This window comes from Dyadobacter sp. CY347, assembly GCF_021502655.1.
Lineage (GTDB): Bacteria > Bacteroidota > Bacteroidia > Cytophagales > Spirosomataceae > Dyadobacter.
Genome location: NZ_JAKFFT010000004.1, coordinates 1,124,718 through 1,147,020, shown reverse-complemented (window position 1 = coordinate 1,147,020; position 22,303 = coordinate 1,124,718). Strand labels below are relative to the sequence as shown.

The window sequence follows — 22,303 nt, the reverse complement described above, 5'->3', positions numbered from 1 at the left end:
ATGCCCTTTTGCGCTAATTTGCCAACCTTTCCTTTCGTGCTTAATTAACGAATATTATGTTCCAACTGAGGTTTCGATACGTTTTCATGTTCTTGCTCGGCGCGTATTCGTTTCTGAATACCCTGCTGATAGAAACATTTGACTACTATCACGTCGGAGCCGACAAATGGATCATATTTCTGCTTTTCCTTGCCGTTACAGCCGCTATTTGGGAAGGCAACCGCCTTTGGGACAACTGGCTATCCAAGCGTGAAATCAAACCATTCTGGCTTAGAATTATCTATAATTTTTCTGGTAGTTTGCTCATTACAGCGCTTGCTGCGTTGTTACTGGGCCTTCCGACGGCCAGCTATGCTTTATCCAAAGACTGGCAGCAGTGGGTGTTGCCGATGAAATTATTGGTAATGTTCTGCTTCCGGATCAATTTGTTCCTGAATACAATTCACGTCATTTTTCTTTACATGCAGCAGCTGGAATTAAGCCACCAGCAACTTGAAACATACAAGCGGATAAGCAGCCAGGCCCAGCTACAATCACTCAGAAATCAGGTAAATCCGCATTTTTTATTTAATAACCTGAGTGTGCTTACGGCGTTGATTGGTCAGGACACTCATGCCTCGATTGAGTTTGTAAAGCAATTTTCAAATGTCTATCGCTATATCCTTAAAAGTGATGAAAAGGAGCTTATCCATCTGCGAGAGGAGATCGGCTTTATTCATTCCTATCTGTATCTGCTCAAAACGCGTTTTGATTCCGGGTTGAGTATTGATATTAATATTTCCGAGGGCTGCCTGTCGGCATATATTCTCCCGGTTTCGCTACAAATGTTGGTTGAAAATGCGGTCAAACATAACATTGTTTCCAAAAGCAAACCGCTACATATCGAAATTTTGTGTCTGGACAATGAATCCATTACCATCAGAAATAACCTGCAAAAGAAGAAAGTAGACGACGACCATTCAACCCGTTTAGGCCTGACCAACATCGCAAAAAGATATGATTTTCTCGGGCATCAGGGCGTGAGTATCCAGCACACAGAGCAATCTTTTAGCGTAACAATCCCGCTGATACATCTCAAAGCAGAGCCCTGATATTTATGTCAAATAGTTCTTTTTGAGCAATACCCACATCCTACCCACCTGTTATGAAAGTACTTATTTTAGAAGACGAACTGCTTTCTGCCAAAAGGGCTTCACAGCTCCTGACCGAATATGATCCGGACATCCAGGTTGCTGATATCCTGGACTCAGTAGAAGAAGCGATCACCTGGCTCAATCAAAACTCCGAGCCCGACTTACTGCTGCTCGATATCCATCTGGCCGATGGGCTGTGCTTTGATCTTTTTGAGCACGTTACCCTGAAAAGTCCTGTTATTTTTACCACTGCCTACGATCAGTATGCATTGCAGGCCTTCAAGTTAAATAGTATTGATTACCTGCTCAAACCCTTGGACAAAGGTGATTTGACAAGAGCTTTGGACAAATACCACAGCTTGAACCATGACAACAGAAACATCTCTGCATCAGACATCGAAAAGTTAAGATCCACTTTGCTGCAACTCTCAAAAAAATACAAGTCCAGGTTTCTGGTTAGGTTTGCTGATACCATTCATTATAAAAATGTAGATGAAGTTGCCTATTTCTATGCCGACGATAAGGTGGTATTTATGGTGAGTACTGACGGAAGAAAATACCTGATGGACAGCAACCTGGAAAGCCTTGAAGACGCCCTTGACCCGGCCCTGTTTTTCAGGATCAACCGCAAAGTCATTGCCCGGATCGAGTCAATACAAAAAGTCAAAACGCTGCTGAGCTCCCGCCTGCAGGTCTTCCTTAAACCCGCTTTTGACCAAGAAGTTTTCGTGAGCAAATACAGAAGCCATGACTTCAAAAACTGGCTTGATAATTAAAACTGAAATGCCATGAAGGCTTTATATGATCAATTGTCGGTAAGTTGCAGCAAAAAAACCACGCAGCTGTACAGCACTTCTTTTTCGCTCGGGATCCACTTTTTACAACCTAAATTTCACGCCCCGATTTACAGCATCTACGGATTTGTCCGCCTGGCCGACGAGATCGTCGATAGTTTTCACGGCTATGACAAGCACGGTTTAATGGCGAAGATCAGGCAAGATACCGCCGAAGCGATTGCTGCTGGTATCAGTATCAATCCAATTTTAAATAGCTTTCAGCATGTTGTAAACCAGTATGGCATCGAGTGGTCATTGATTGACACATTTCTAAAAAGTATGGAAATGGACCTTGGACAGAAGCAGCATAGTCCAGATAGTTTTCAGGAATATGTACTGGGCTCGGCCGAAGTGGTTGGCCTGATGTGCCTGCGTGTCTTCACCGAAGGGGACACAGCGCAATATGAAGACCTAAGGTATTATGCTATGAAACTGGGCGCCGCATTTCAGAAAGTCAATTTTCTGCGTGACTTAAAAGCTGATTATCAAGACCTGGGACGTAGTTATTTCCCAGGCATCAATTTCACACATTTTACAAGTACGGACAAAGATATTATCCAACAACAGATCCAACAGGATTTTGAGCAGGCATTGATTGGTATAAAAAAACTGCCTGCATCGTCCAGGCGTGGTGTATATTTGGCATATTATTACTATCAAAAACTTTTCCTTCGGATCAGTCAGACCCCGGCCGAAAAAGTAATGGATGCCAGGATCAGGATCCCTAACCATAATAAAATCGGGCTTATGCTGCGCTCATTGTTAAGACATCAATTGAACATGCTTTAAAAATGCCATCAGCAATTATTATTGGTTCAGGTATTGCCGGCATTGCTACTGCACTGCACCTGCGGGCTGCAGGCATTGAAGTGGATGTATTTGAGAGCAATGATTATCCCGGTGGCAAACTACATGCTTTCGAAATAAACGGCTACCGTTTTGATGCCGGGCCTTCGCTCTTCACCATGCCGCAACTTATTACTGAGCTTTTCGAACTGTTTGATGAACAACCCACTGACTTTTTTCAGTATCACCGCATGAAGTCGGTTTGCAACTATTTTTGGGAAGATGGCATGCGCTTTACTGCTGATGCCGATCGCGAAGTTTTTGCAAAAGAGGCCGCAGCCAAATTTGGTATCGAAGCCACAACGATATTATCTTATTTGAAAAACGGCCAGAAGAAATATGAGCTTACCGCGTCTTTATTCATCGAGAAATCGTTGCATAAAATGGGTACTTATCTTTCTGTGGATACCCTCAAGGCCCTGGCTCACCTATCGGAAATGAATTTGGGCACTAGTATGGATGCGCTTAATGAAGCAGCCATCGGTGAGCCGCATCTGGTTCAGTTATTTAACCGCTATGCTACTTATAATGGCTCATCACCGTATCTCACACCGGGTATCATGAGTATGATTCCACATCTCGAACTTTACCTGGGCGCTTATTATCCAAAGGGTGGTATGCACAGTATCACTAACAGTCTGTATCAACTGGCACTTCGGCAAGGCATACGATTTCATTTTAATCAAAAAATAGAACAGATACTGGTTGAGAAGAATAAGGCCGTCGGGGTTAAAACGGCAAGCAACGAGCATTTTGCAGATAGCATTGTCTCAAACATGGACATATTTTCTACCTACAAAAAACTGTTGCCATCACAACCGCACCCCGAGCGCACGCTCAGGCAGGAACGATCAAGTTCAGCTGTGATATTTTATTGGGGCATTCGCGGTACGTTTGATCAATTGGACTTGCACAACATATTTTTCAGCAGCGATTATCAGCAGGAGTTTGCGCATTTGTTCGAACATAAAACGCTTTTTAATGATCCTACGGTTTATATCAACGTAACCAGTAAAGAAACTCCGGGTGACGCACCTCCGGGATGCGAAAATTGGTTTGTGATGATTAATGCCCCGGGAGATTATGGTCAAAACTGGGAGGCATTGGTGGCACAGGCGCGCGAAAATATCATCAGCAAATTAAACCGCCTGCTCGGCACCGACATTGCAGCGCTCATCATGGCAGAAGATGTGCTAACACCACCGCTTATTGAAAAACGAACAAGCAGTTACCGTGGCGCATTGTATGGTGCGGCAAGCAATTCTAAACTTGCGGCCTTCCTAAGACACCCCAATTTTTCAAACAAAATAAAACAACTGTATTTTTGCGGAGGATCCGTTCACCCCGGTGGCGGTATTCCTTTGTGCATGCATTCTGCAAAGATTACTTCAAAGCTCATCATTTCGGCTTTATGAATAATGAACTATCATTTTCGGCTGTCAAAAGCAACACTTCCATATTTGCAATATGGCTGGTAACCATTTCAGGCATGATAGGCATATGGCTGGGTTATGGAGCTTGGTTTTTGCCAAAAACACCATTCAACCTGCTGCTTGGCCTGGGACTTTTGTACTGGAATTTTCCTCTTAAAAATGTTTGGCCAGGCATCCTAATCTGGTCGCTTGTTTACATCACCGGTATGGGCGTTGAAATGATTGGCGTAAACACCGGCTTGCTTTTTGGAGACTATCGGTACGGTGAAAATATGGGGCCAAAATTGGCTAACGTTCCCTTGCTGATTGGCATCAACTGGGTTGTGCTTACTTTTATAACAGCCACTATCGCAAAGCGTTTTATACCTAACCAATGGATCGCACCTGTTTGCGGAGCTGCGCTAATGGTTGCGCTCGATTTCTTTATTGAACCTGTGGCCTCAGTATTCGATTACTGGCATTGGAATGCAGGTTATGCACCGTTACGCAACTACATAGACTGGTTTGTGGTATCATTAGCAATGCAGTTGCTGGTAAAAAATTTCGTACCTCAAGCAAAGTATCCGCTGCCGTTACATCACTTTGCTTCCCAAGCTCTATTTTTCGTCTTCTTCTATTTGATCAACAAATAACTACGAAACAGACGTGCCCAATTTTAGCAGCTATACACAGCGAAAGTCTGCGCATTCAGCAAAGCGTCAGTGGTTTAAATAGGGAGCCAAAACATTTTCACCACCCCAGGTTCCTACGGAGCGGTAAGGCTGAAAACGCGCAAATAATTCTTCTTTGTACCAATCTATTTTTCGGGTTTTCCGGATGGCCTCCTGATGTTCGGGGCTATTGTAGGCATAGTTTTTCAGCGCATCTATATTTTCCCATACACTGAAAGTGGCCATCTGAACCAGGGGTGCTTCGCCAATTCCTTTGGTATAAATCAACCCTTTACAACCTTGCACAATAGGCCGCTGGGACGTAGGCACATAGTCCCAAAATTTTATCAGTTTACCCGCCTTAATGGTTGCACGCGTAATTACTGCAATAAGCGGATTGTCATCATCCAGATCTGTTGAAGGGGTAAATGGATTACGGCCCGACCAAAGGCCCTTGGCTTGTGTGGGTTTCATGTAGATGGTCCACTGCTCGCTGCTGTGCGCCTGGTATCGCTTATAAATTTCAGCATCCTTAAAAAAGTGATCAGCGCATTGCTCGTTGTCCCAGACACCCAACATGGCATATACACCCCAGTCGGGCAATGGGCTAAAACCCGGCTCGCGACCGCTGCCCATGAGTTTATAAAATTGCAACCCGGGCGTTTTGCTGATATAAGCATGTGCAAACTGCATTTGCCCGAAAGCCCACATTTTAGACCGTGATTTATGAAACCGAAATAAAGTAAGCGTAGTGATTGAACTCATTAGAAATGATAAAGTAACCAATCAGGAAATCGATTCCATTTGCATTAAGACAGAAAATATTTACCAACGTGAATGTAGCGAAAACTCTATAAAAGAATTAGCGAAAGATTTTACTTTAATGCGTAACCATGGTAACCACCATCAACTGCAATCTCTGCTCCCGAAATAAAGCTTGCCGCGTCAGAGGATAGATACAATACTGTTTTTGCAATTTCCTCAGCAGCACTTACGGAAAAGTTGAACATACTTTTGAATGAAGGAATTGTGTCAAAAGCCATCTCCCCTAAAAACGCTTCGAAATTCCTGTACCCTTTAACTCACAAGGGCATCGAGTTGGTGCCGGTCATGGTGGAAATGCTTAACTGGGGTTCCAGGTACAACCCCGATGGCGGCCCAAAAACATGGCTTGACCGGATCAAACAGAATAAAAAGAAAGCGATTACGGAGTTACAGGATGAATTAAGAAGCCAGTGGCGTTCGAGTACAGGTTGAGCACTTTTACCGCTGATATAGTTGGCAGGGTAAATGATGCAAGACAACACTATTCCAACTAAATAAATTTAAATAGAAACAATTTCTTTCATTTACAGTCAAGGCATACTCACAATGGCTATACTTTGCCAACTAAAAATCTTGTTATAACATCTTCTATTATTTCCTTTTTAATTGGTTTAGTTAAATACCCTTTTACCTGAGTAAATTGTTTAGATTTATAAATGTCATCATGACTATTTGAAGAGCTTGCAATATATAAGGTAATTAGCTTGGGAAAGCCAATCTCAATATAGCTATCCAAAAATTGCCAGCCGTCCATATAAGGCATTTCCAAATCCAAAAATAATAAATCAGGAAGCATTTCAATGTTTGCCTGATTAGCAATTAAATAATTTATGGCCTCTAACCCATTACTGAAAGAAATTATCGCATTTACCTGACCAGTGCCCTGTAAAATCTTTTTTATCATAAACTGATAGATATTATCATCATCGATTATACCAACCAAAGATATTCTTTTCATATATCTAAAATTTAACTACAAATTCACTGCCATCCATGGGTTTACTCTTAACCACTATACTACCTCCCAAAGTTTGAATTTGATTTTTAGTCATAAACAAACCAATTCCTTTGCTATCAAAACCTTGATGAAATATTTTGTTCAATTTAAAAACATGATCCCCGTATTTATTCAAATCAATTCCTAAACCATTATCCTTGACACTAAGGAAAATCTGGCCGTTTTCTGAGTAGGTTTTAACAATAATGTAAGGTCGAACATTGGGCCGGGAATATTTAACTGCATTGCTCAATAGATTGTATATGATGCTTTCTAAATAGGCTTTCGGGTAGTGAATGGTATTTTCTTGCAGGTCTTTTGCTATGTCAACATTCTTTTCAAGTATTTGAGGTTTTAAGACTAACAAAGTTTTATTGAGGATTTCTTCTACATTACAGGTATCATAAGGTATATCCTTATTCAACTGAACTTCCAATACTTTTATTAACTCTTCTAATGTTGCTTGAAGATTATCACTGGCCTGGGAAACCATTTCAAACAAAATATTGTCTCTCGTTTCAGGCACTTCTTACGGTAATATTTCAAGAAGCATTTTGATATTACCAGCTGGTCCTCTTAGATTGTGAGCAACTATACGGTTGAATTCTTCTAATTGCCGCATCTTACCAGCCAGATCCGCAGTGTTTAGTTGTAAGGTTTCATTTTTGAGCTCCAGCTCGGCCATCAAATGTTTAATTGTCGAAATATCTACAATCTGCGAAATGAAAAATTTAGGCTTATTCTCTAATTCCCAAACAAGCGAAACTGATAAAAGTACCCAAATAATTTGCCCATTTCTATGAAAATACCTCTTTTCCATTTGGCAAGTGGTTATTTCCCTGTTAATCATCTGCTGAACAAAGTCTAAATCAATATGCAAATCATCAGGGTGGGTTATATCCTGGAAAGTTATCTTTAAAAGTTCTTCGCGAGAATAACCAAGTAAAGTGCATAGGGCCGGATTGACATCTAACCACAGACCGGTCGGAGCAACCAGGCCTAAACCAATTGAAGAAAAGTGAAATGCATTTGAAAAAGTATTTTCACTAATACGAAGCTTTTCCTGCTGAATTTTGGAGGTATTGATATCATCATGGGTTCCCACAAGTCTTAATGCCTTACCCTCAATGGTACGGCTGGTAACCATTCCAGAAGTCAATATCCATTTGTAACTTCCGTCTTTGCATTTTAAGCGGTGCTCAACTCTGTAGGCAGGAGAATTTCCTGAAATGTGCTTTTCTATTTCTTCAAAGACTATCCGTTTATCATCCGGATGGATCATCTGTTCCCATTCATTAAAGCTTGAACTAATTTCGTGGTTTTCGTAACCTAACATTTCCTTCCACATTCTTGAAAAAAAAACTTCGTTGGTCTCTGTATTCCAATCCCAAACACCTAGGCCGCTGCCTTCTAATGCAAACTGCCAGCGCTCTTCGCTTTGTTTAAGTTGTTCTGTCAACCCATGGAACCGCTTCTCCATGATAGCTTCCACCTGAGCCGGGCTTTTTAAAGCAAATAATTCCGGCAGCAGCCGTAACAAAGTAATAACGGTAGCCCAAGAGATTATCGCTGTCAATAACAACAGCAAGGCACTTACCCTATAAACCGGTATCCAAAACATAATACTATCAGCCAAGTGGGTGAGGCCGCAAGAAAAAATAAAGAGTATAAACAGCCAGAATATTCGTCCAAAGGGCAATACTTCTTTTTTCTTTCTTAGAAATAAGAAGAGCAAAAGGGGGATAGCAAAATAAGCTAGCCAAATAGCCAATAAATGACTAAAATACTGACGGATTAATGCACCGACTGCAAGTTCACTACCATCCTTAAGCTGTTGCCAAAGCACTGTGTCAGGCTGTCCGGAATTTGGTAATGCCTTTATCATTTATTTTGGCTGGAAAATATGGCCGGTCACTCCGGATTTATTCCTGTTCGCTCTGGAACGAGAACGAAGGAAGAAGATGCGGACGTTGTGAAAGTAATTAAAAATTACATCTAAAAATTTCACCAAATTTTTTATTTATGAGAACCTTCAGAACACTGACAAAGTCGCTTTTCGCCGCTATGGTGGTTTTTTCATTTACTGCTTGTGATAACGACGATGACAATAACAATCCTGTAACACCGACAGGAAATATTGCTGCCGTCGCATCTGCCGATCCGCAGTTTTCTACCCTAGTTGCTGCGCTGACCAAAGCAGAACTGGTCACAACATTACAGGGAGCCGGCCCATTTACTGTCTTCGCTCCCAACAATGCAGCATTTACAAAAGCAGGCATCACAAGTTTGGACGGTTTAACCAAAGATGCACTGACGCCAATCCTGACATCGCACGTGCTCAGCGGCAATGTGAAAGCTGCCGATGTAAAAAGTGGCGCGGTTGAGACAGTAAATACAAACAATGACATTTACCTCTCCAAAAACGCAGACGGTGTTTTCATCAATGGAAACATTAAAGTGATTGCTACCGACGTAAATGCATCAAACGGCGTGGTCCATGTGATTGACAATGTCATTACGCCTCCCACTCAATCACTCGTCGAAGTGGCACAGGGAAACACAGACTTTTCAGAGCTCGTATCGCTGGTGCTGGCGGCGGATCCGGCAGTTGCAACGGCATTGTCGACTGCCTCTGCAAACGGATTAACCGTATTTGCGCCTACCAATGCTGCTTTTACCGAACTTTACAAAACTACTCCGAAGGCAACATTGCTTGCACCCGCAAACCGGGCTTTGCTAACCAGCGTACTGCTCTACCATGTTGTTCCGGGCAGGGTGTTTTCAACCGATTTGCCTAATGTGTCCGGCGAAGTGGCGACAGCCAATCCATCGGGCAAGGTTACGTTTGACCTGGCAGGCGGCGCCAAAGTGGTTGGCACAACCAGCGGCGCTTCAAACATTACTGCGGCTAACATCCTGGCCACAAACGGTGTAGTGCATGTAATTGATAAAGTTTTAATGCCATAATGTTGATCGAAAAGGGGCGGGCGGGCGTGTTTAAAACCGCCTGCCCCTTTCTGATTTTATTGCTTTAACTTGTTGCAGCTTTTAACCAGGACGTTTTTGTCAGCAAATATTTAAGCCACGAATTCAAGACCTGGCTGGACAATTAACTAACATACCTCCGCATATGAGATCATTTTTTCCTCTTTTGACCCTTTTTACATTATTCATTTCGCCCGCTTTCTGCCAGCAAGAGAAACAGGTAAGCCTTTATCTGAAAAATGGTTCTGTATTGCGCGGGAAACTTCTTGAAGATTCGGCACGACTCAGCATTCAGACCTACGATAAAAGCGTGTGGGTGTTTGAAAAAACCGAAGTTGACTCGGTGATCGCCGGAAAAGTTGATAATCCTAATCTGACGTATAAGAACAAAGGGTTTGTCCATTACACGGAGCTTGGGCCGCTGGCAATGAGTAACAGGGCTTCAAACGGTGTCACAACCTCCGCGTTCTCGTTTCAGACCACCAATGGCTATAAGTTTAATCAGTGGATCTACACCGGGATAGGTGTTGGAGCGGACCTTTACGCGGTACAGACATTCGTGCCGGTCGTGCTCAGCCTGCGCGGGGATTTTACCAATAAAGGGTCCAAAATACCTTTCTATTTTCTGGAAGGCGGCTATGGCTTCAATGCAACTTCCAATGACGTGGATAGTGTGCGCTTCGGAGGCGGCGCGACATTTGCCGCAGGTATTGGCCTGAAAATCCTGTTCAGCGGCAATACCGGTTTCACCATCGGGGCTGGGTATCGTTTCCAAAGATCATCTGTGCAACAACTCGGTGCCGAAAAGCTGGAAGATTTCAACCGGCTGACACTGCGTGCGGGCTTTTCGTTTTAAGCAATAAACGGTTTGCGTGACTACCGGCGAAAAAACCTTTCAATCTCTTCCAGTGATCTCGTTACCCGGCTTGTACCAGAGCGAAAGCTTGCTTCGCTTGCCCGAGCTGTCGTTGACATTGATCGAATTCTTGCTGATCGCGCTGTCCTCGATAGCGATTGAATAGAGCCTTGAAACCTCTTCCGGCTCATAAAATCTGCGTAGGATCAGAAACCATCTTCGTGATATTGCCTAATCTGTTCTGATGTGAGTGTCTGCTTTGCCATATTGTTCGCCTTTGAATTTAACGGTTTATTCTGCTTTCACTTCCAATAATTTCCCTTCGTATGCTTTCTCTATCCGGACTTTAAATCCGGTTGTCGCCAGTTCTCGCCCGGTCGCCGAGATGACGGGCTTGCCTGCAAAAATTTCCTGTACGGTGTACATTTTTTCCGGGTCCAGGAATTGAATGGTTACCTCCCGTTCGGTATCCGTGCCACCCTGTCGAAAGACTCCGACGGTGCCGCCGGATCTGGTTTCGGTGTTGATATGCTGGAAATTTAGTGTCTGGGCGTTTATCTTGATTTGCCTGGCCAGGTCTGGAAGTGATAAGTCAGGATTTAAGTAAGGCTTTTCGGTGTTCATCAGATTTAATACTTGCTGATAGATCCTGTCCTGATCCGAAGTAGGCGTGGCTGGTATTTTTTTATGTGTTTCCTCGGGTGCTGCGGCTGGATTTGCAGACCCTGAATCTGAAAACGTAAGCTTGCGTCAGAGTCTGCACGCGGCTGCCGGGCACCGTTTATCTCACTTCGTCCGAAACGGTAAGCAAACCTGATCGAAATCCGGCAGCTTTCCCATTTGCGATCAATGTTGAACTGTTGCGATCCGAAGGATGCAGATTGCCGCCACCGCATCGTATTAAGGAGATCGTCAACATTCAATGCAAGCTTGCCCTGCCCTTTTAAAACTTTCCGTTCAATGCTCAAATTCAATGCGCCCAGGCTGCCGATGCGGTAGACGGTTTGAGTGGTCGGTGCGTTCCAGAAACCGGATACCTGTGCTTGCCACAGCCTGGAGATAGCAAAAGTATTTTGCACATAGCCTTCAAAGGCAAACACCTGCTGGTCGAATGCTTCGTTAGCTGAGAAGTTGCCCTGAAAACGGTTCCAGGTTGCTGCCCCGTAAAGGTAAGCGCTCCACCATTTGGTAAACTCATAATCACGCGCCCTAACCGGTCTAACGATCGGCCTTGAACCGCAGTTCGTTCAGCACGGATCCCGGCTTGCATGGACCATTTTCCAACTGAATGGTTTAGGGAAGCATAAGCAGCGCTGACGATTTCGTGATAAGTAAACCGGTTTGTCCGGCTTATATCCAGCCGGTCGTCCGCACCTGAAAAAGCCAAAAGATCATTATTAGTAGCAACATTTGTATGTTTTAGGCCGGTTTCAAGCTTTAAGTGTTTTTTCTTCCATTCTTTTATAACGTCTGCTCTAATTGTTCCGATCCGGATGCCGGTGTTTGCTTCGAAACGTACTAGCCGGCTGAGCAAGGGCTGCCCACTGGCGCCAATATAATTGCTTACAATGTTGCTGGGAGAATCATTACGGAAATGTGTAAAGTCTGCATCGGCATTTATTTCAAGTCCTAGCGTGTCGGCGTAGCGGTAAGTAAGGGCCACATTGACCCGGTTGTTTTCATTCGGATTAAAGACCCGGTTTACAATGCTGGAATCCACCTGGCCATTGCTGTTTATAATGTTTGTGGCTGAGTTAGTACCAAACCGGTTGAAAGCCGAATTTCCCGTTCCGACGAGTCCAATGGTTTGTTTGGGGATGCTTGCATCGTTTTACGAAGCTGGAATAAACGTAAAAATTATTACCGGCTCCTTATCCGTCCTGTGGTTTGAATTATATAAGTTTTGGTTGCGCATGACTTCCGAAGTTGGATGAGTGACCAGGATCATTTTCTGATCTAATCTGCATCACAGCAATCCGCTACGTAACCTGCTTATTTTATGCTGGAATTAGTTTGATAAATAAATAAACCAAGGTCTTATGAAAAACATACTCGTCCCTTGTGATTTTTCCACAGCCAGTGAAAAGGCACTTCGCTTTGCCTTGGACATAGCAGCTTTAAGCGAAGGCGAAATAACCGTTTTGAATGTGATTAACCTGACCCCAAGCTACATTGAGGACTTAGAAGTCAATCCTTATTATGTAAACTCGATGTCAATCCTGACGGAATTAAAACAAGAAGCCGTCGCAAGCTTTGATGGAATCAAGAAAAAACTAGGCGCAACCAAAATACCTATGAAGCTCGTGGTTGAGCAAGGCATTGTAAGCCAAGCCGTCCTGAAAAGTATACATCGGAATCAGATTGATCTGGTGGTGATGGCCACAGAGGGAGCAACTGGCCTCCGAGAGTTGCTTGTTGGTTCCAACACTGAAAAAATCGTTCGGAGCTCCCCTGTGCCGGTTTTTGCGATTCATAAAAGCCAGAAGGTCGGGCAGGTAAAGAACATCATTTTCCCTACAACGATCGGACTAAGGAAAGAGAAGCTGATCGAAAAAGTGAAAGTACTGCAAGCCTTTTTTAAAGCCCGGATTCATTTACTATATATCAAAACACCTGAATCAAAAGAGAAAGATCTGGACCTTAAAGTAGGCCTTGAAAACATTGCTAAATTTTATGGTTTGACAGATTTTGTAGTTACCGTGAAGCATAGCAAAACAGAAGAAGACGGTATTGTCCAATTTGCCCAGGACCTTCCTTTTTCCATCATTGCCATGTCAACGCATGGTCATACCGGACTTACGCACCTGATGCTTGGCAGCATCGCCGAAGATGTCGTCAATCATTCTTCGGAAGCTGTCTGGACTTATGCTGGATCTGAAATAAGCTAGCCATACAGTATGCAAAAGCAATGGGTATGCACGTAGCAGCCATCGATGTTGCCGAGGATAAATTGGAGCTTGCAAAAAGTTTGGGTGCGGATTTAACCGTTAATGCATTAGAGACTGATCCCGGAGAGTACCTTAAAAAGCAAACAGGGGGAATGCATGGCGTGCTGGTTACTGCTGTATCACCGGTCGCTTTCAAGCAGGGAATCTCAGTGTTGAGAAGAAAGGGCACGTTAGCACTGAATGGGCTCCCGCCGGGCGGATTACCAGAAGGCTAAACAGAAAAGACATGTAATTGCCAATCTGAGACTATCTATATCTGCAATGATATAACTTCGAAAAAAGGTATAATAGATCCATACGGAATGCACCCTCAATTTGGATACAACATTTCCTGTTTCGGCTACAAGAGCTGTGTCGCGATCGCGGAATTTTGCTGTGTAAAAATTTAAATGATATGCAGATAGAAACAAAGAAAGTGGCACTGGTAACAGGAGCAAATACAGGCGTCGGATACCAGATTGCCAAATCACTTGCTGATCAAGGTTATACCGTTTACGTCGGTTCCAGAAACAAAGACAAGGGGGAGATTGCCGTTACCGAGATCGGCAAACAGTCAAAAGCGATTCAATTGGATATTACAGATCCCCAATCCATCGATGCAGCGTTAAGGCAAATTCAAAGTGAGGCAGGATACCTGACGCTGCTGGTCAATAACGCGGCCATCTCGAATGCAGGGAACCCTGGACGTACCATGGAAGAGGTCCTTGGAGCTCAGCGCGCCAGTATCGCACCTATCGACGAAATGAAAACGGTTTGGGAAACGAACGTGTTTGGTACACTTGCCGTGACACAAGCCTTTTTACCTCTATTGAGAAAGGCTGAGAAAGCACGGATTGTGACCGTGTCGAGCGCACTGGGTTCGCTTACTTTGAATGCCAATCCTGCAAACCCGTACCGCTCAGCCTTCGATGCAGCTTACGGGGCATCCAAAACTGCGCTAAATGGTGTTTTCCTTTCACTGGCCATCGATTTGGCAAATACCAATATCAAAGTACACTTGGTTAGTCCTGGTTTTACGGCAACGGCACTCAATAATTTTCAGGGGACCGATACGGTGGAAGAAGGATCTGTTGAGCCAATAAGAGTAGCCCTGTCAGAAGACCTGCCGACAGGGAGTTTTACGGGACCTGCTCATTATGCTGGATCAGACAACATTGTTCCATGGTAATATTAATAAGGTTAAAATCCTGTGGCTGGAAACAGTCACGGGGTTTTGGTACATTTATATGATGAAAAATAAGGAAGATAAATTGATACGGTTCATAACGATATCCGAAACGCATGAGGCCTTTGGCTTGCCCAAACCTCAACATCCTTTGATCAGCCTCGTTCATTTCAATGAGCGCAACCCCTTTAATACAAGCATGGCGCCGATCTACGACCTGCTTAGCTTCTACAAGATCACCTTCATCACCGATAACAACGGAAGGCTGAAATACGGACGGGATTATTATGATTACGATGAAGGAAGCATGCTGTTCCTGGCGCCTAACCAATTAGTGGGCAGCACAGATTATAATAGCAAAACCTACTGCTACATCCTGCTAATACACCCCGATTTTTTAATGGGTCACCCTCTGGCAAGTAAGATCAGGCAGTTTGGTTATTTCGCATATTCAGCGAATGAAGCACTGCATTTATCCGACACAGAAAAGGGAAACATCCTTTCGATATACAGGAACATGGAAAAGGAACTCAACAGCCGTGTGGATGAATTCAGTCAGGAACTCATGATCGCCCACATCGAATTGCTATTGAGCTATGTTAACCGCTATTACAAGCGGCAGTTCATTACCCGCAAAGTGGTCAACGATGACATCCTGTCTAAAACAGAAGCCATACTCGATAATTATTTGAACAGCCAGCAATCCCTTCATGACGGAGTTCCTACCGTTCAATTTCTCTCTGAAAAACTGAACCTCTCACCGGGTTACCTAAGCGATATGCTCCGGTCGCTGATCGGGCAGAATGCCCAGCAGTACATCCATGAAAAATTAATTGAAAAAGCAAAAGAGCGGCTGACCACGACGCAGTTAAGCATGTCCGAAATTGCCTATGAGCTCGGTTTTGAACATTCCCAAAGTTTCAGCAAGCTATTCAAGAACAAAACCAATCAATCTCCGATGGAGTTTAGGGCTTCATTCACTTAACAAAGGCGATCTGATCCAAAACTACATTGCACTGATCAATCAGAGGCTCTTCAAATACAGCCCGCGCAGCATGTCTCTACCATCAAAAATGGCGACTCCGCAGGAAAACCGGCTTTCGGCCATTGGTGCCTGGCTATTATGTGGCCTGCGATCTCGATATTCTGTAGAGAATGCCCTAAGTAAGCTATTTCTTCAAGGCAAGCATGCCTGCCAGTAGCCCCTGATTAAACGCTCCGATGGTTGTGGTATAAAGCAAATCTTTGATTTGGTCCCGGATTGCCTTGAACTGGTCATGGAGTGGACATGGGTTGATTTCTAGCATTTCCTGCGCTCCTAATGGTGAATTTTACCGCATTTCCGTAAAGAAAGAGCATGGCAACCATCAGCGGCCGGAAGGATATGTCAGCAATTTACTGCACAATAGCATTCAGCATGGGGCCATGATCGAAGTGGCAGCACCTTATGGTGACTTTGTTTTAGATACTGAAAATACAAACCCGATTGTGTTTATCAGCGGTGGTGTCGGCCTCACACCCTTCATGAGTATGCTGGACTACTTAATCTCTGCCGGAAACAAAAGACCGGTTACCTGGATCCATGGATGCCGCGGTTATCAGGTGCACGCTTTTAAAGATATCGTCCGTGAGTTATCAGAAAAACATGGCACGATGTCTGTTCACACCTTTTATGACAAGATTGAACAGCAAATTGAAGATGGTTATTACGAAGGTTTTGTTGATCTGAGCAAGGTGCAGCAAGCCATGCAACCCGGTGCCCAATATTACATCTGTGGACCGGGCGCTTTTATCAAAAAACATTTTGACTATCTGAGGGCTCAGGGTATTTTGCGCCAGGCCATCCATTTTGAAGAGTTTGGTCCGGCGACATTGGCTGTGGGATAATGGAGAAGCTGGCCCAGGCATTTATCTACATTCTGTACCACTGCCGCCGTCCATGACTGCGATACTTTTGTGATGCAATAATGCATGAAACATAAAGGTTTTCAATCATGAATACGACAACAGTTATGCCTGAAATAGCGCAGAAAAGGGATGACCCGGAGAGCCAGCAGTTCAGTTCAAAAGATTTTCATCAGACATTTGCACGGCCACAGTTTCAAAAACCGGCCTATCTGATCCATAAGAATGTGGAAAACGCCGGAGAGCACAACCAGTTCTCAACAGAGCGCAAGCATCCTGTCTTCTTCGTGGACCTGCCCAGCAAAAATGTGAGCATGACCATTGGCGGCCTCCTACCAGGACAGCTAACCAATAGGCACCGTCACACCTATGAAACGGTGCTGTATGTTTTGGAAGGTCAGGGATACACAGAAATCGAAGGCGAAAAAGTGGAATGGGAAAAGGGAGATGCCGTTTACATTCCTTCATGGGCATGGCACAGGCATCAAAACCTGAGCGATGCCCAGCCGGCAAAATACATTGCCTGTGAGAATGCGCCCCAGCTTCAAAACCTGGGCGTTGCGCTTCGCGAAGAAGAAGGCAGAGATCTTTAAAACCATTCAAATGAAGTCTTCATTCCGGAGACTTCATGTCACTTTTTTAACCATTGATAAAAATGAAAAATGTTCCATTCAAAGGGATCATCGCATATCCTATTACGCCATTTGATGAAAATGAAAGCGTAGATCTGCCGCTATTTAAGACGTTGGTTGAACGCCTGGTGGCGTCGGGTTCGCACGGTATAGCGCCACTTGGAAGCACGGGTGTGCTTCCTTATCTTACCGACCAGGAAAAAGAAGCGATTACCGAAGCCACGATCCAGCAAGTTGCGGGGCGCGTGCCGACTTTGGTCGGTGTGTCCAACCTTACCACCGAGCGGACGATTCATCATGCCAAGTTTGCCGAAAAAGCAGGCGCAACGGCGGTTATGATCATTCCAATGAGTTACTGGAAACTGACCGATGATGAGATCGTCAAGCATTATGATGCCGTCGCGTCCAAAATCTCTATTCCCATCATGGCATACAACAACCCGGCAACGGGCGGCGTCGATATGTCGCCTACCCTTTTGAAACGGTTGCTGGAAATTCCCAATATAACCATGATCAAAGAAAGCACGGGTGATGTGCAGCGCATGCATTTGCTAAAAAGAGAACTGGGCGATGATGTGGCATTTTACAATGGCTCCAACCCGCTGGCGCTGGCCGCTTTTGCCGCAGGCGCCGAAGGATGGTGCACCGCCGCACCCAATTTGATCTCCGAACTCAACCTGAGTCTATACGACGCAATTCAAAACAATGATCTGGCATCAGCTCAAATTCTTTTTCTCGAGCAGTTGAATCTGCTCAGGTTCATCGTCGCCAAAGGCTTACCCCGGGCGATTCAGGCAGGGCTTACAATTCTTGGAGAAAACGCAGGACATTTGCGAGCGCCGTTGCAACCGCTTACCGAAACTGAAATCACAGAACTCGGGCATATTCTGGAAACCACTAAAGTGGCTTTTGACTGAAATGTTCAAACAATAAAAATCATCCCTGTTTTAAATAGGGATGATTTTTCTTTGCTATACGATCTACATTTCCGAAAGCGGCTTCATTTCGTAACCCTCGTAATCACGGACAATGCATCAACGATCTTTCCATCAATTTCAGCCATAGTCCGGGTTATTTTACCTTGTAAGGCAAGGTCAGTTTGCCAGAAAGCACGCTATAAACGTTAACAACACCCAGCATTGGCTTATCCATGGACATGCCATCTGCCGGAGCGGACACCTGCATATAGCAGCTGACGGCATCGTAATTGAAATCCACCTTATTATTGACCCTGTATGTAGGCACTGAAACGCGGATTGAACTTTGCTGGGTAACGACCTGATAACCTGGCGAATCCATATACATGGGCATGTCGGGGGCTGTTTTAGGCTTTGTGATTTTATCTGCCTTTTTATATTCCTTTACAGAGAGTCCGCCTTTTACACGCTCGTCTTTTACGAGAACCACCCAGTGCGGGTGCCACACAATGCCGTCATTATCAAACTTGCCGTCGGCATTCTCATCCCAAAGCGGGCTATCGTCAAAATCAGGATGCGAAGTAAGGGCAAGGGCCACAATGCCTTCGGTTGGATTAAAACCAATATCTTCCGGCTTCAATGTTGTAGGAAAAACGTATCCTAAGACAGGGGCCATATCCATTTTCCCCACAGCAGTGGGAACAGTCTTTCCGGCCGTTCCTTCCACGATGATCTCAAATTCGAGTGATCCGTATTTTTTGTTATGGATTACCTGCGCTGATTTGATCTTAAAATCCTTTGAGTCTTCGTATTTTTTGCAATGTTCGCATGCCATGGCGGCCGTGAAGGACAGGATGGCAGCGAGCGTGAATATTGTCGTTTTCATTTTTTTGATTTGTCAAGATAAATTAACGTTACCGGCAGGGTCCTGCCGGTCTACTCTTCAACCTTTAACATCTTCCAGCGATGCGCCGAAATTAATATGCAGTACATTGCCATTTGGCGTAAGCAGCGCGGGAACCGATTTAATCCCTGCACTTTCTGCTTCGCTGATACGGTTACGGTCTTCCCCGATATTTACTACTTCAACCTGATCTGCTCCGATTAGATTAAGAATGTCGTGCTCTGCACTGACGCATACCGGGCAACCTGCGTGATAGAAAATTGACTTGCTCATTTTTGTGATATTTGATAGCTGTGGCACCATTGCCGATTCAAACTTAGTGAGGAGCCCTAACGATACTTGCTGGACCATTTTGAATTAAAAATACTGGACTATCTGGCTCAGCTTCGACTTATCCAACTTTGTAAAATCATAACAATCACCTGAGCCTTGACGATTGGTAGAATGCATGCACATTTTACTTTGGCCTGTTAAAATGAGACATTTAAATAAAACCAGCTAGTCCAATGCTTAGACCCTGGAAATTGGAAATCCGGATTGATCACAAGTCACAAAAGCCCGTTTATCTGCAAATCGCTGATGCTGTCATTTCAGATATTCAATCCGGAAGACTTAGTAGCGGTGATGCTTTGCCGGGAAGCCGCAACCTGGCCGAAATGTTACATGTGAACCGGAATACGATTGTAGAAGCTTTGCATGTTCTGCTTAACGAAGAATGGATTGTATCCAAGGAGCGGAAAGGGACATTTGTGGCCGGGACACTGCCGTTGTTCAGCAGGCAGCGTAAGACAGAAATCACCACACCGGATCAAAGTCTACCCAAGCAACATTACAGGATCATTTTTGATGATGGTTATCCAGATAGCAAAATTGCGCCCGTGACCGAGTTGGCACGTGGATACCGGCAGATTTTCAACCGGAGTGCACGATGGCAAATGATGGGTTACGGCTGCGAGTTCGGTCATGCGGATTTCATCGAAGCCATTGTACAAATGCTGAACCATCAACGTGGCATGCAGGTCAGCAGCAGTTCCGTTTGCGTGACGCGTGGCAGCCAGATGGCTATGTATCTCGCTGCCCATTGTATTTGTTCAAAAGGCGATTTTGTCCTGGTTGAAAATCCGGGTTACCAGCCTGCCTGGAAAGCATTTGAAACGGCTGGTGCCACATTGCTGCCTGTACGGGTCGATAAGGACGGTCTGGTTACCAGCGATGTGATTGATCATTTGAAGACCCACCCGAACATAAAGGCTATTTACACAACACCACATCACCAATATCCGACCACGGTAACATTAAGTCTGCAACGAAGGCTTGAACTGATCCGCTTGTCCAACGCTCATGGATTTACCATCATTGAGGACGATTACGACAACGAATTTCATTTCGGGTATCGTCCGGTGCTTCCGGTTTCGAGCTTCGCCCAGCTACAAAATTTTGTGTACATAGGCACGATGAGCAAAGTCGTTGCGCCTGCTTTGCGCATTGGCTATCTGGTTAGTCACGATGCTTCGCTGATTTCAAAAGTAGGTGAGCTGCGCAAGATTATTGATGTTCAGGGTGATGGCATTATGGAACAGGCCGTTTTGCAGCTGATCCAGGACGGAACGATAAAACGCCACATCAAAAAAGCAACAAGCTACTACAAAGCAAAGCGCGACTACACGGTTTCGTTGCTGAATACTTATCTAAAAGAAAAGGCTGACTATACAGTTCCGGAAGGCGGTCTGGCGATTTGGATACAACCAAAGCAAGCGCAAAACTGGCCGCAGATCAAAGACATGATGGCCGCAAGCGGCGTTAAAATACTCCCACCGGAAAATTATAGCAACGCCCCATCGGTCAACGGCATCAGGCTGGGTTACGGTTCACTTTCCGAAAAGGACTTAAAAGAAGCAATAGTGCTCTTAGCCAAACACCTGACTTTCAGTTGAGATGAATATTTATACCGTTTGATCCACAGGCAATTCTTCAATTAAAATTACTTTAAACAAATAAAAAAATGGCAGATCCAATTCAATCAGTGCCTGGTCAGGATGCAACAATGCTGGTTTTGATTGGACAAACTGTTGCCACCGAATTGCCAGGCCTGTTTTAATTTATTGATTTAGCTTAGGGAAGACTACGGGTCCGAGACGTTATTTAAAGGCATTGTATTCTTTATCAGTGACTGGTTGCAGCCATTCAACAATCCCCTTTTGTGTATTGGGAATAATGTACATTTGATGAAGGCTGCTGTCAGGGCTTGCTCCATGCCAATGCTCCACATTAGGTGGGCACTTGACCACGTCGCCTTTCCTCATGATCTCTATTGGTTTTCCCTTCTGCTGATGATACCCAACGCCAGCCGTTATAATAAGGATCTGCCCCCCAGGATGTTTGTGCCAATTTGATCTGGCACCTGGTTCAAAAAGTACGTTTCCAACCAAAGTATTATAAGTAGAATCGCTGTCCAACAATCTGGTGGAAAAGGACTTGCCCGTAAAATTTTCAGCAGGGCCTTGCTGGCCTTTTGGAAAAATAGCTTGCGAGGCAGTAACATTTGACTTGGCCTTCGATTGAGAGAAACCCTTAAAGGATAGCAAAAAGGCAGCGACTAATGCCAGTGACAGCCTGATTGTTAATTTATGTCGTATCTGTTTCATGTGCTTGAATATTTAGTTTTGTTATAGAAATAATTCCTGAATACTTAAAAACGCTTTATAACTTTTGCAGGAATGCCAGCAACGACGGTATTGGGCGGCACATCGCGGCTTACTACCGCACCGGCTGCAACCACTGCATTCTCACCAACGGTAACACCTGGCAGTATCGTTGCGCCTGCACCGATCCACGCATTTCTTTTGATAAGAATCGAGCCCAGCAGCAACGTCTTTCGGTCTGCCGGGTCAAGCGGGTGATTTTCGGAAGTAAGGTTGACCCTGGGACCTATTTGTACATCATCTTCAATGGTGATCCCGCCAATATCCAAAAATGAGCATGCGTGATTGATAAAAACGTTTTTACCAAGGCGGATCGACCGGCCAAAATTAGTATGAAATGGAGGAAATATGGTTGTTGAATCGTCTATCTCTGTCCCAATGATCTCCCCTAGCCTCTTGCGGACATCATCCAGATCACTTGCTTGTGCATTCATTTGTACACAAAGCCTAATGGACCGGGAAACCACTTCGCTGAACTTTCCATATTCGGGATCATCTTTACGGATTGGCCCGCCAGCCTTCATGCGCTTAAAAATATCTGCTTCTACTGATTGATCATTCATAGTTTC

27 protein-coding genes and 1 pseudogene are annotated in these 22,303 nt (G+C 44.5%); 16 read left to right on the top strand and 12 right to left on the bottom strand.

The window, feature by feature from the left end; translation table 11 throughout:
* Positions 1-56 precede the first annotated feature (56 nt).
* From L0659_RS13020 to L0659_RS13000, 5 genes are all read left to right on the top strand, one after another.
* Positions 57-1,091 carry a sensor histidine kinase gene (locus L0659_RS13020; RefSeq protein ID WP_235126506.1) on the top strand — a complete coding sequence of 345 codons (1,035 nt, stop codon included), beginning with the start codon at positions 57-59 and terminating at the stop codon, positions 1,089-1,091.
* A 53-nt stretch (positions 1,092-1,144) separates the two neighbouring features.
* Positions 1,145-1,909: a LytTR family DNA-binding domain-containing protein gene (locus L0659_RS13015; protein WP_235126505.1), complete on the top strand. Its 765-nt coding sequence runs from the start codon at positions 1,145-1,147 to the stop codon at positions 1,907-1,909.
* A 12-nt stretch (positions 1,910-1,921) separates the two neighbouring features.
* A complete protein-coding gene (locus L0659_RS13010) occupies positions 1,922-2,758 on the top strand; it encodes a phytoene/squalene synthase family protein (protein WP_235126504.1) in 837 nt (278 codons plus the stop codon).
* 2 nt (positions 2,759-2,760) lie between these two features.
* A complete protein-coding gene (gene crtD / locus L0659_RS13005) occupies positions 2,761-4,230 on the top strand; it encodes a 1-hydroxycarotenoid 3,4-desaturase CrtD (RefSeq protein ID WP_235126503.1) in 1,470 nt (489 codons plus the stop codon).
* A gap of 74 nt (positions 4,231-4,304) precedes the next feature.
* A complete protein-coding gene (locus L0659_RS13000; RefSeq protein ID WP_235126502.1) occupies positions 4,305-4,880 on the top strand; it encodes a carotenoid biosynthesis protein in 576 nt (191 codons plus the stop codon).
* A 66-nt stretch (positions 4,881-4,946) separates the two neighbouring features.
* Here L0659_RS13000 and L0659_RS12995 read toward each other — a convergent pair whose 3' ends face one another.
* Both L0659_RS12995 and L0659_RS12990 read right to left on the bottom strand, forming a co-directional pair.
* Complete coding sequence (locus tag L0659_RS12995) at positions 4,947-5,663, bottom strand: spheroidene monooxygenase (protein WP_235126500.1); 717 nt, start codon at positions 5,661-5,663, stop codon at positions 4,947-4,949.
* A 110-nt stretch (positions 5,664-5,773) separates the two neighbouring features.
* On the bottom strand, positions 5,774-5,908 hold the full coding sequence (locus tag L0659_RS12990) for an SDR family oxidoreductase (RefSeq protein WP_235126499.1): 135 nt from the start codon (positions 5,906-5,908) through the stop codon (positions 5,774-5,776).
* 19 nt (positions 5,909-5,927) lie between these two features.
* On the opposite strand from L0659_RS12990, the gene L0659_RS12985 reads away from it, so the two are divergent.
* Positions 5,928-6,155, top strand: coding sequence for a winged helix-turn-helix transcriptional regulator (locus L0659_RS12985; protein WP_235126497.1), 228 nt, complete (start codon positions 5,928-5,930; stop codon positions 6,153-6,155).
* A 118-nt stretch (positions 6,156-6,273) separates the two neighbouring features.
* Here L0659_RS12985 and L0659_RS12980 read toward each other — a convergent pair whose 3' ends face one another.
* Genes L0659_RS12980 through L0659_RS12970 form a run of 3 tightly spaced genes read right to left on the bottom strand, consistent with a single transcriptional unit; the run spans position 6,274 to position 8,605 of the window.
* Complete coding sequence (locus L0659_RS12980) at positions 6,274-6,681, bottom strand: response regulator (protein ID WP_235126495.1); 408 nt, start codon at positions 6,679-6,681, stop codon at positions 6,274-6,276.
* 4 nt (positions 6,682-6,685) lie between these two features.
* On the bottom strand, positions 6,686-7,246 hold the full coding sequence (locus L0659_RS12975; protein WP_235126493.1) for an ATP-binding protein: 561 nt from the start codon (positions 7,244-7,246) through the stop codon (positions 6,686-6,688).
* A gap of 3 nt (positions 7,247-7,249) precedes the next feature.
* Positions 7,250-8,605, bottom strand: coding sequence for a PAS domain-containing protein (locus L0659_RS12970; RefSeq protein ID WP_235126492.1), 1,356 nt, complete (start codon positions 8,603-8,605; stop codon positions 7,250-7,252).
* A gap of 137 nt (positions 8,606-8,742) precedes the next feature.
* On the opposite strand from L0659_RS12970, the gene L0659_RS12965 reads away from it, so the two are divergent.
* Entirely contained in the window at positions 8,743-9,687 is a 945-nt protein-coding gene (locus L0659_RS12965) for a fasciclin domain-containing protein (protein WP_235126490.1), read from the top strand.
* 163 nt (positions 9,688-9,850) lie between these two features.
* A complete protein-coding gene (locus L0659_RS12960; RefSeq protein WP_235126488.1) occupies positions 9,851-10,561 on the top strand; it encodes a hypothetical protein in 711 nt (236 codons plus the stop codon).
* A gap of 291 nt (positions 10,562-10,852) precedes the next feature.
* Here L0659_RS12960 and L0659_RS12955 read toward each other — a convergent pair whose 3' ends face one another.
* From L0659_RS12955 to L0659_RS12945, 3 genes and pseudogenes are all read right to left on the bottom strand, one after another.
* The gene (locus L0659_RS12955) at positions 10,853-11,185 is read right to left on the bottom strand and encodes a hypothetical protein (protein WP_235126487.1); all 333 of its coding nucleotides are present in this window, start codon (positions 11,183-11,185) and stop codon (positions 10,853-10,855) included.
* A gap of 5 nt (positions 11,186-11,190) precedes the next feature.
* Positions 11,191-11,787: an outer membrane beta-barrel protein gene (locus L0659_RS12950; protein ID WP_235126864.1), complete on the bottom strand. Its 597-nt coding sequence runs from the start codon at positions 11,785-11,787 to the stop codon at positions 11,191-11,193.
* A gap of 53 nt (positions 11,788-11,840) precedes the next feature.
* Positions 11,841-12,224, bottom strand: a pseudogene (locus tag L0659_RS12945) (outer membrane beta-barrel protein); the annotation flags it as partial.
* A gap of 376 nt (positions 12,225-12,600) precedes the next feature.
* Here L0659_RS12945 and L0659_RS12940 point away from each other — a divergent pair.
* The 7 genes from L0659_RS12940 (at position 12,601) to L0659_RS12910 (ending at position 18,128) form a co-directional block, all read left to right on the top strand.
* Positions 12,601-13,449: a universal stress protein gene (locus L0659_RS12940; RefSeq protein WP_235126486.1), complete on the top strand. Its 849-nt coding sequence runs from the start codon at positions 12,601-12,603 to the stop codon at positions 13,447-13,449.
* A gap of 26 nt (positions 13,450-13,475) precedes the next feature.
* Positions 13,476-13,724, top strand: coding sequence for a zinc-binding dehydrogenase (locus L0659_RS12935; RefSeq protein ID WP_235126485.1), 249 nt, complete (start codon positions 13,476-13,478; stop codon positions 13,722-13,724).
* Between the two features lie 179 nt (positions 13,725-13,903).
* Complete coding sequence (locus tag L0659_RS12930; RefSeq protein ID WP_235126484.1) at positions 13,904-14,677, top strand: SDR family NAD(P)-dependent oxidoreductase; 774 nt, start codon at positions 13,904-13,906, stop codon at positions 14,675-14,677.
* Entirely contained in the window at positions 14,646-15,659 is a 1,014-nt protein-coding gene (locus L0659_RS12925) for a helix-turn-helix transcriptional regulator (protein ID WP_310590701.1), read from the top strand. The genes L0659_RS12930 and L0659_RS12925 overlap by 32 nt, the downstream gene beginning before the upstream one ends.
* A gap of 260 nt (positions 15,660-15,919) precedes the next feature.
* Positions 15,920-16,561 carry a hypothetical protein gene (locus L0659_RS12920; protein WP_235126483.1) on the top strand — a complete coding sequence of 214 codons (642 nt, stop codon included), beginning with the start codon at positions 15,920-15,922 and terminating at the stop codon, positions 16,559-16,561.
* A 107-nt stretch (positions 16,562-16,668) separates the two neighbouring features.
* Positions 16,669-17,172 (top strand): cupin domain-containing protein, encoded by a 504-nt coding sequence (locus L0659_RS12915; RefSeq protein ID WP_235126482.1) that lies wholly within the window; start codon positions 16,669-16,671, stop codon positions 17,170-17,172.
* Positions 17,173-17,234: 62 nt separating this feature from the next.
* A complete protein-coding gene (locus L0659_RS12910) occupies positions 17,235-18,128 on the top strand; it encodes a dihydrodipicolinate synthase family protein (RefSeq protein WP_235126481.1) in 894 nt (297 codons plus the stop codon).
* A gap of 154 nt (positions 18,129-18,282) precedes the next feature.
* Here the strand turns inward: L0659_RS12910 and L0659_RS12905 are convergent, their stop codons facing one another.
* The gene (locus L0659_RS12905) at positions 18,283-19,014 is read right to left on the bottom strand and encodes a hypothetical protein (protein ID WP_235126480.1); all 732 of its coding nucleotides are present in this window, start codon (positions 19,012-19,014) and stop codon (positions 18,283-18,285) included.
* A gap of 57 nt (positions 19,015-19,071) precedes the next feature.
* Positions 19,072-19,305, bottom strand: coding sequence for a thioredoxin family protein (locus L0659_RS12900; RefSeq protein WP_235126478.1), 234 nt, complete (start codon positions 19,303-19,305; stop codon positions 19,072-19,074).
* Positions 19,306-19,538: 233 nt separating this feature from the next.
* Between L0659_RS12900 and L0659_RS12895 the strand changes: the two genes are divergently transcribed.
* Positions 19,539-20,966 (top strand): PLP-dependent aminotransferase family protein, encoded by a 1,428-nt coding sequence (locus tag L0659_RS12895; protein WP_235126477.1) that lies wholly within the window; start codon positions 19,539-19,541, stop codon positions 20,964-20,966.
* 204 nt (positions 20,967-21,170) lie between these two features.
* On the opposite strand, the gene L0659_RS12890 is transcribed toward L0659_RS12895, so the two are convergent.
* Together L0659_RS12890 and L0659_RS12885 are read right to left on the bottom strand one after the other, a co-directional pair.
* Positions 21,171-21,677 carry a cupin domain-containing protein gene (locus tag L0659_RS12890; protein WP_235126476.1) on the bottom strand — a complete coding sequence of 169 codons (507 nt, stop codon included), beginning with the start codon at positions 21,675-21,677 and terminating at the stop codon, positions 21,171-21,173.
* A gap of 44 nt (positions 21,678-21,721) precedes the next feature.
* Complete coding sequence (locus L0659_RS12885; protein WP_235126475.1) at positions 21,722-22,297, bottom strand: DapH/DapD/GlmU-related protein; 576 nt, start codon at positions 22,295-22,297, stop codon at positions 21,722-21,724.
* Between the last annotated feature and the right edge of the window lie 6 nt (positions 22,298-22,303).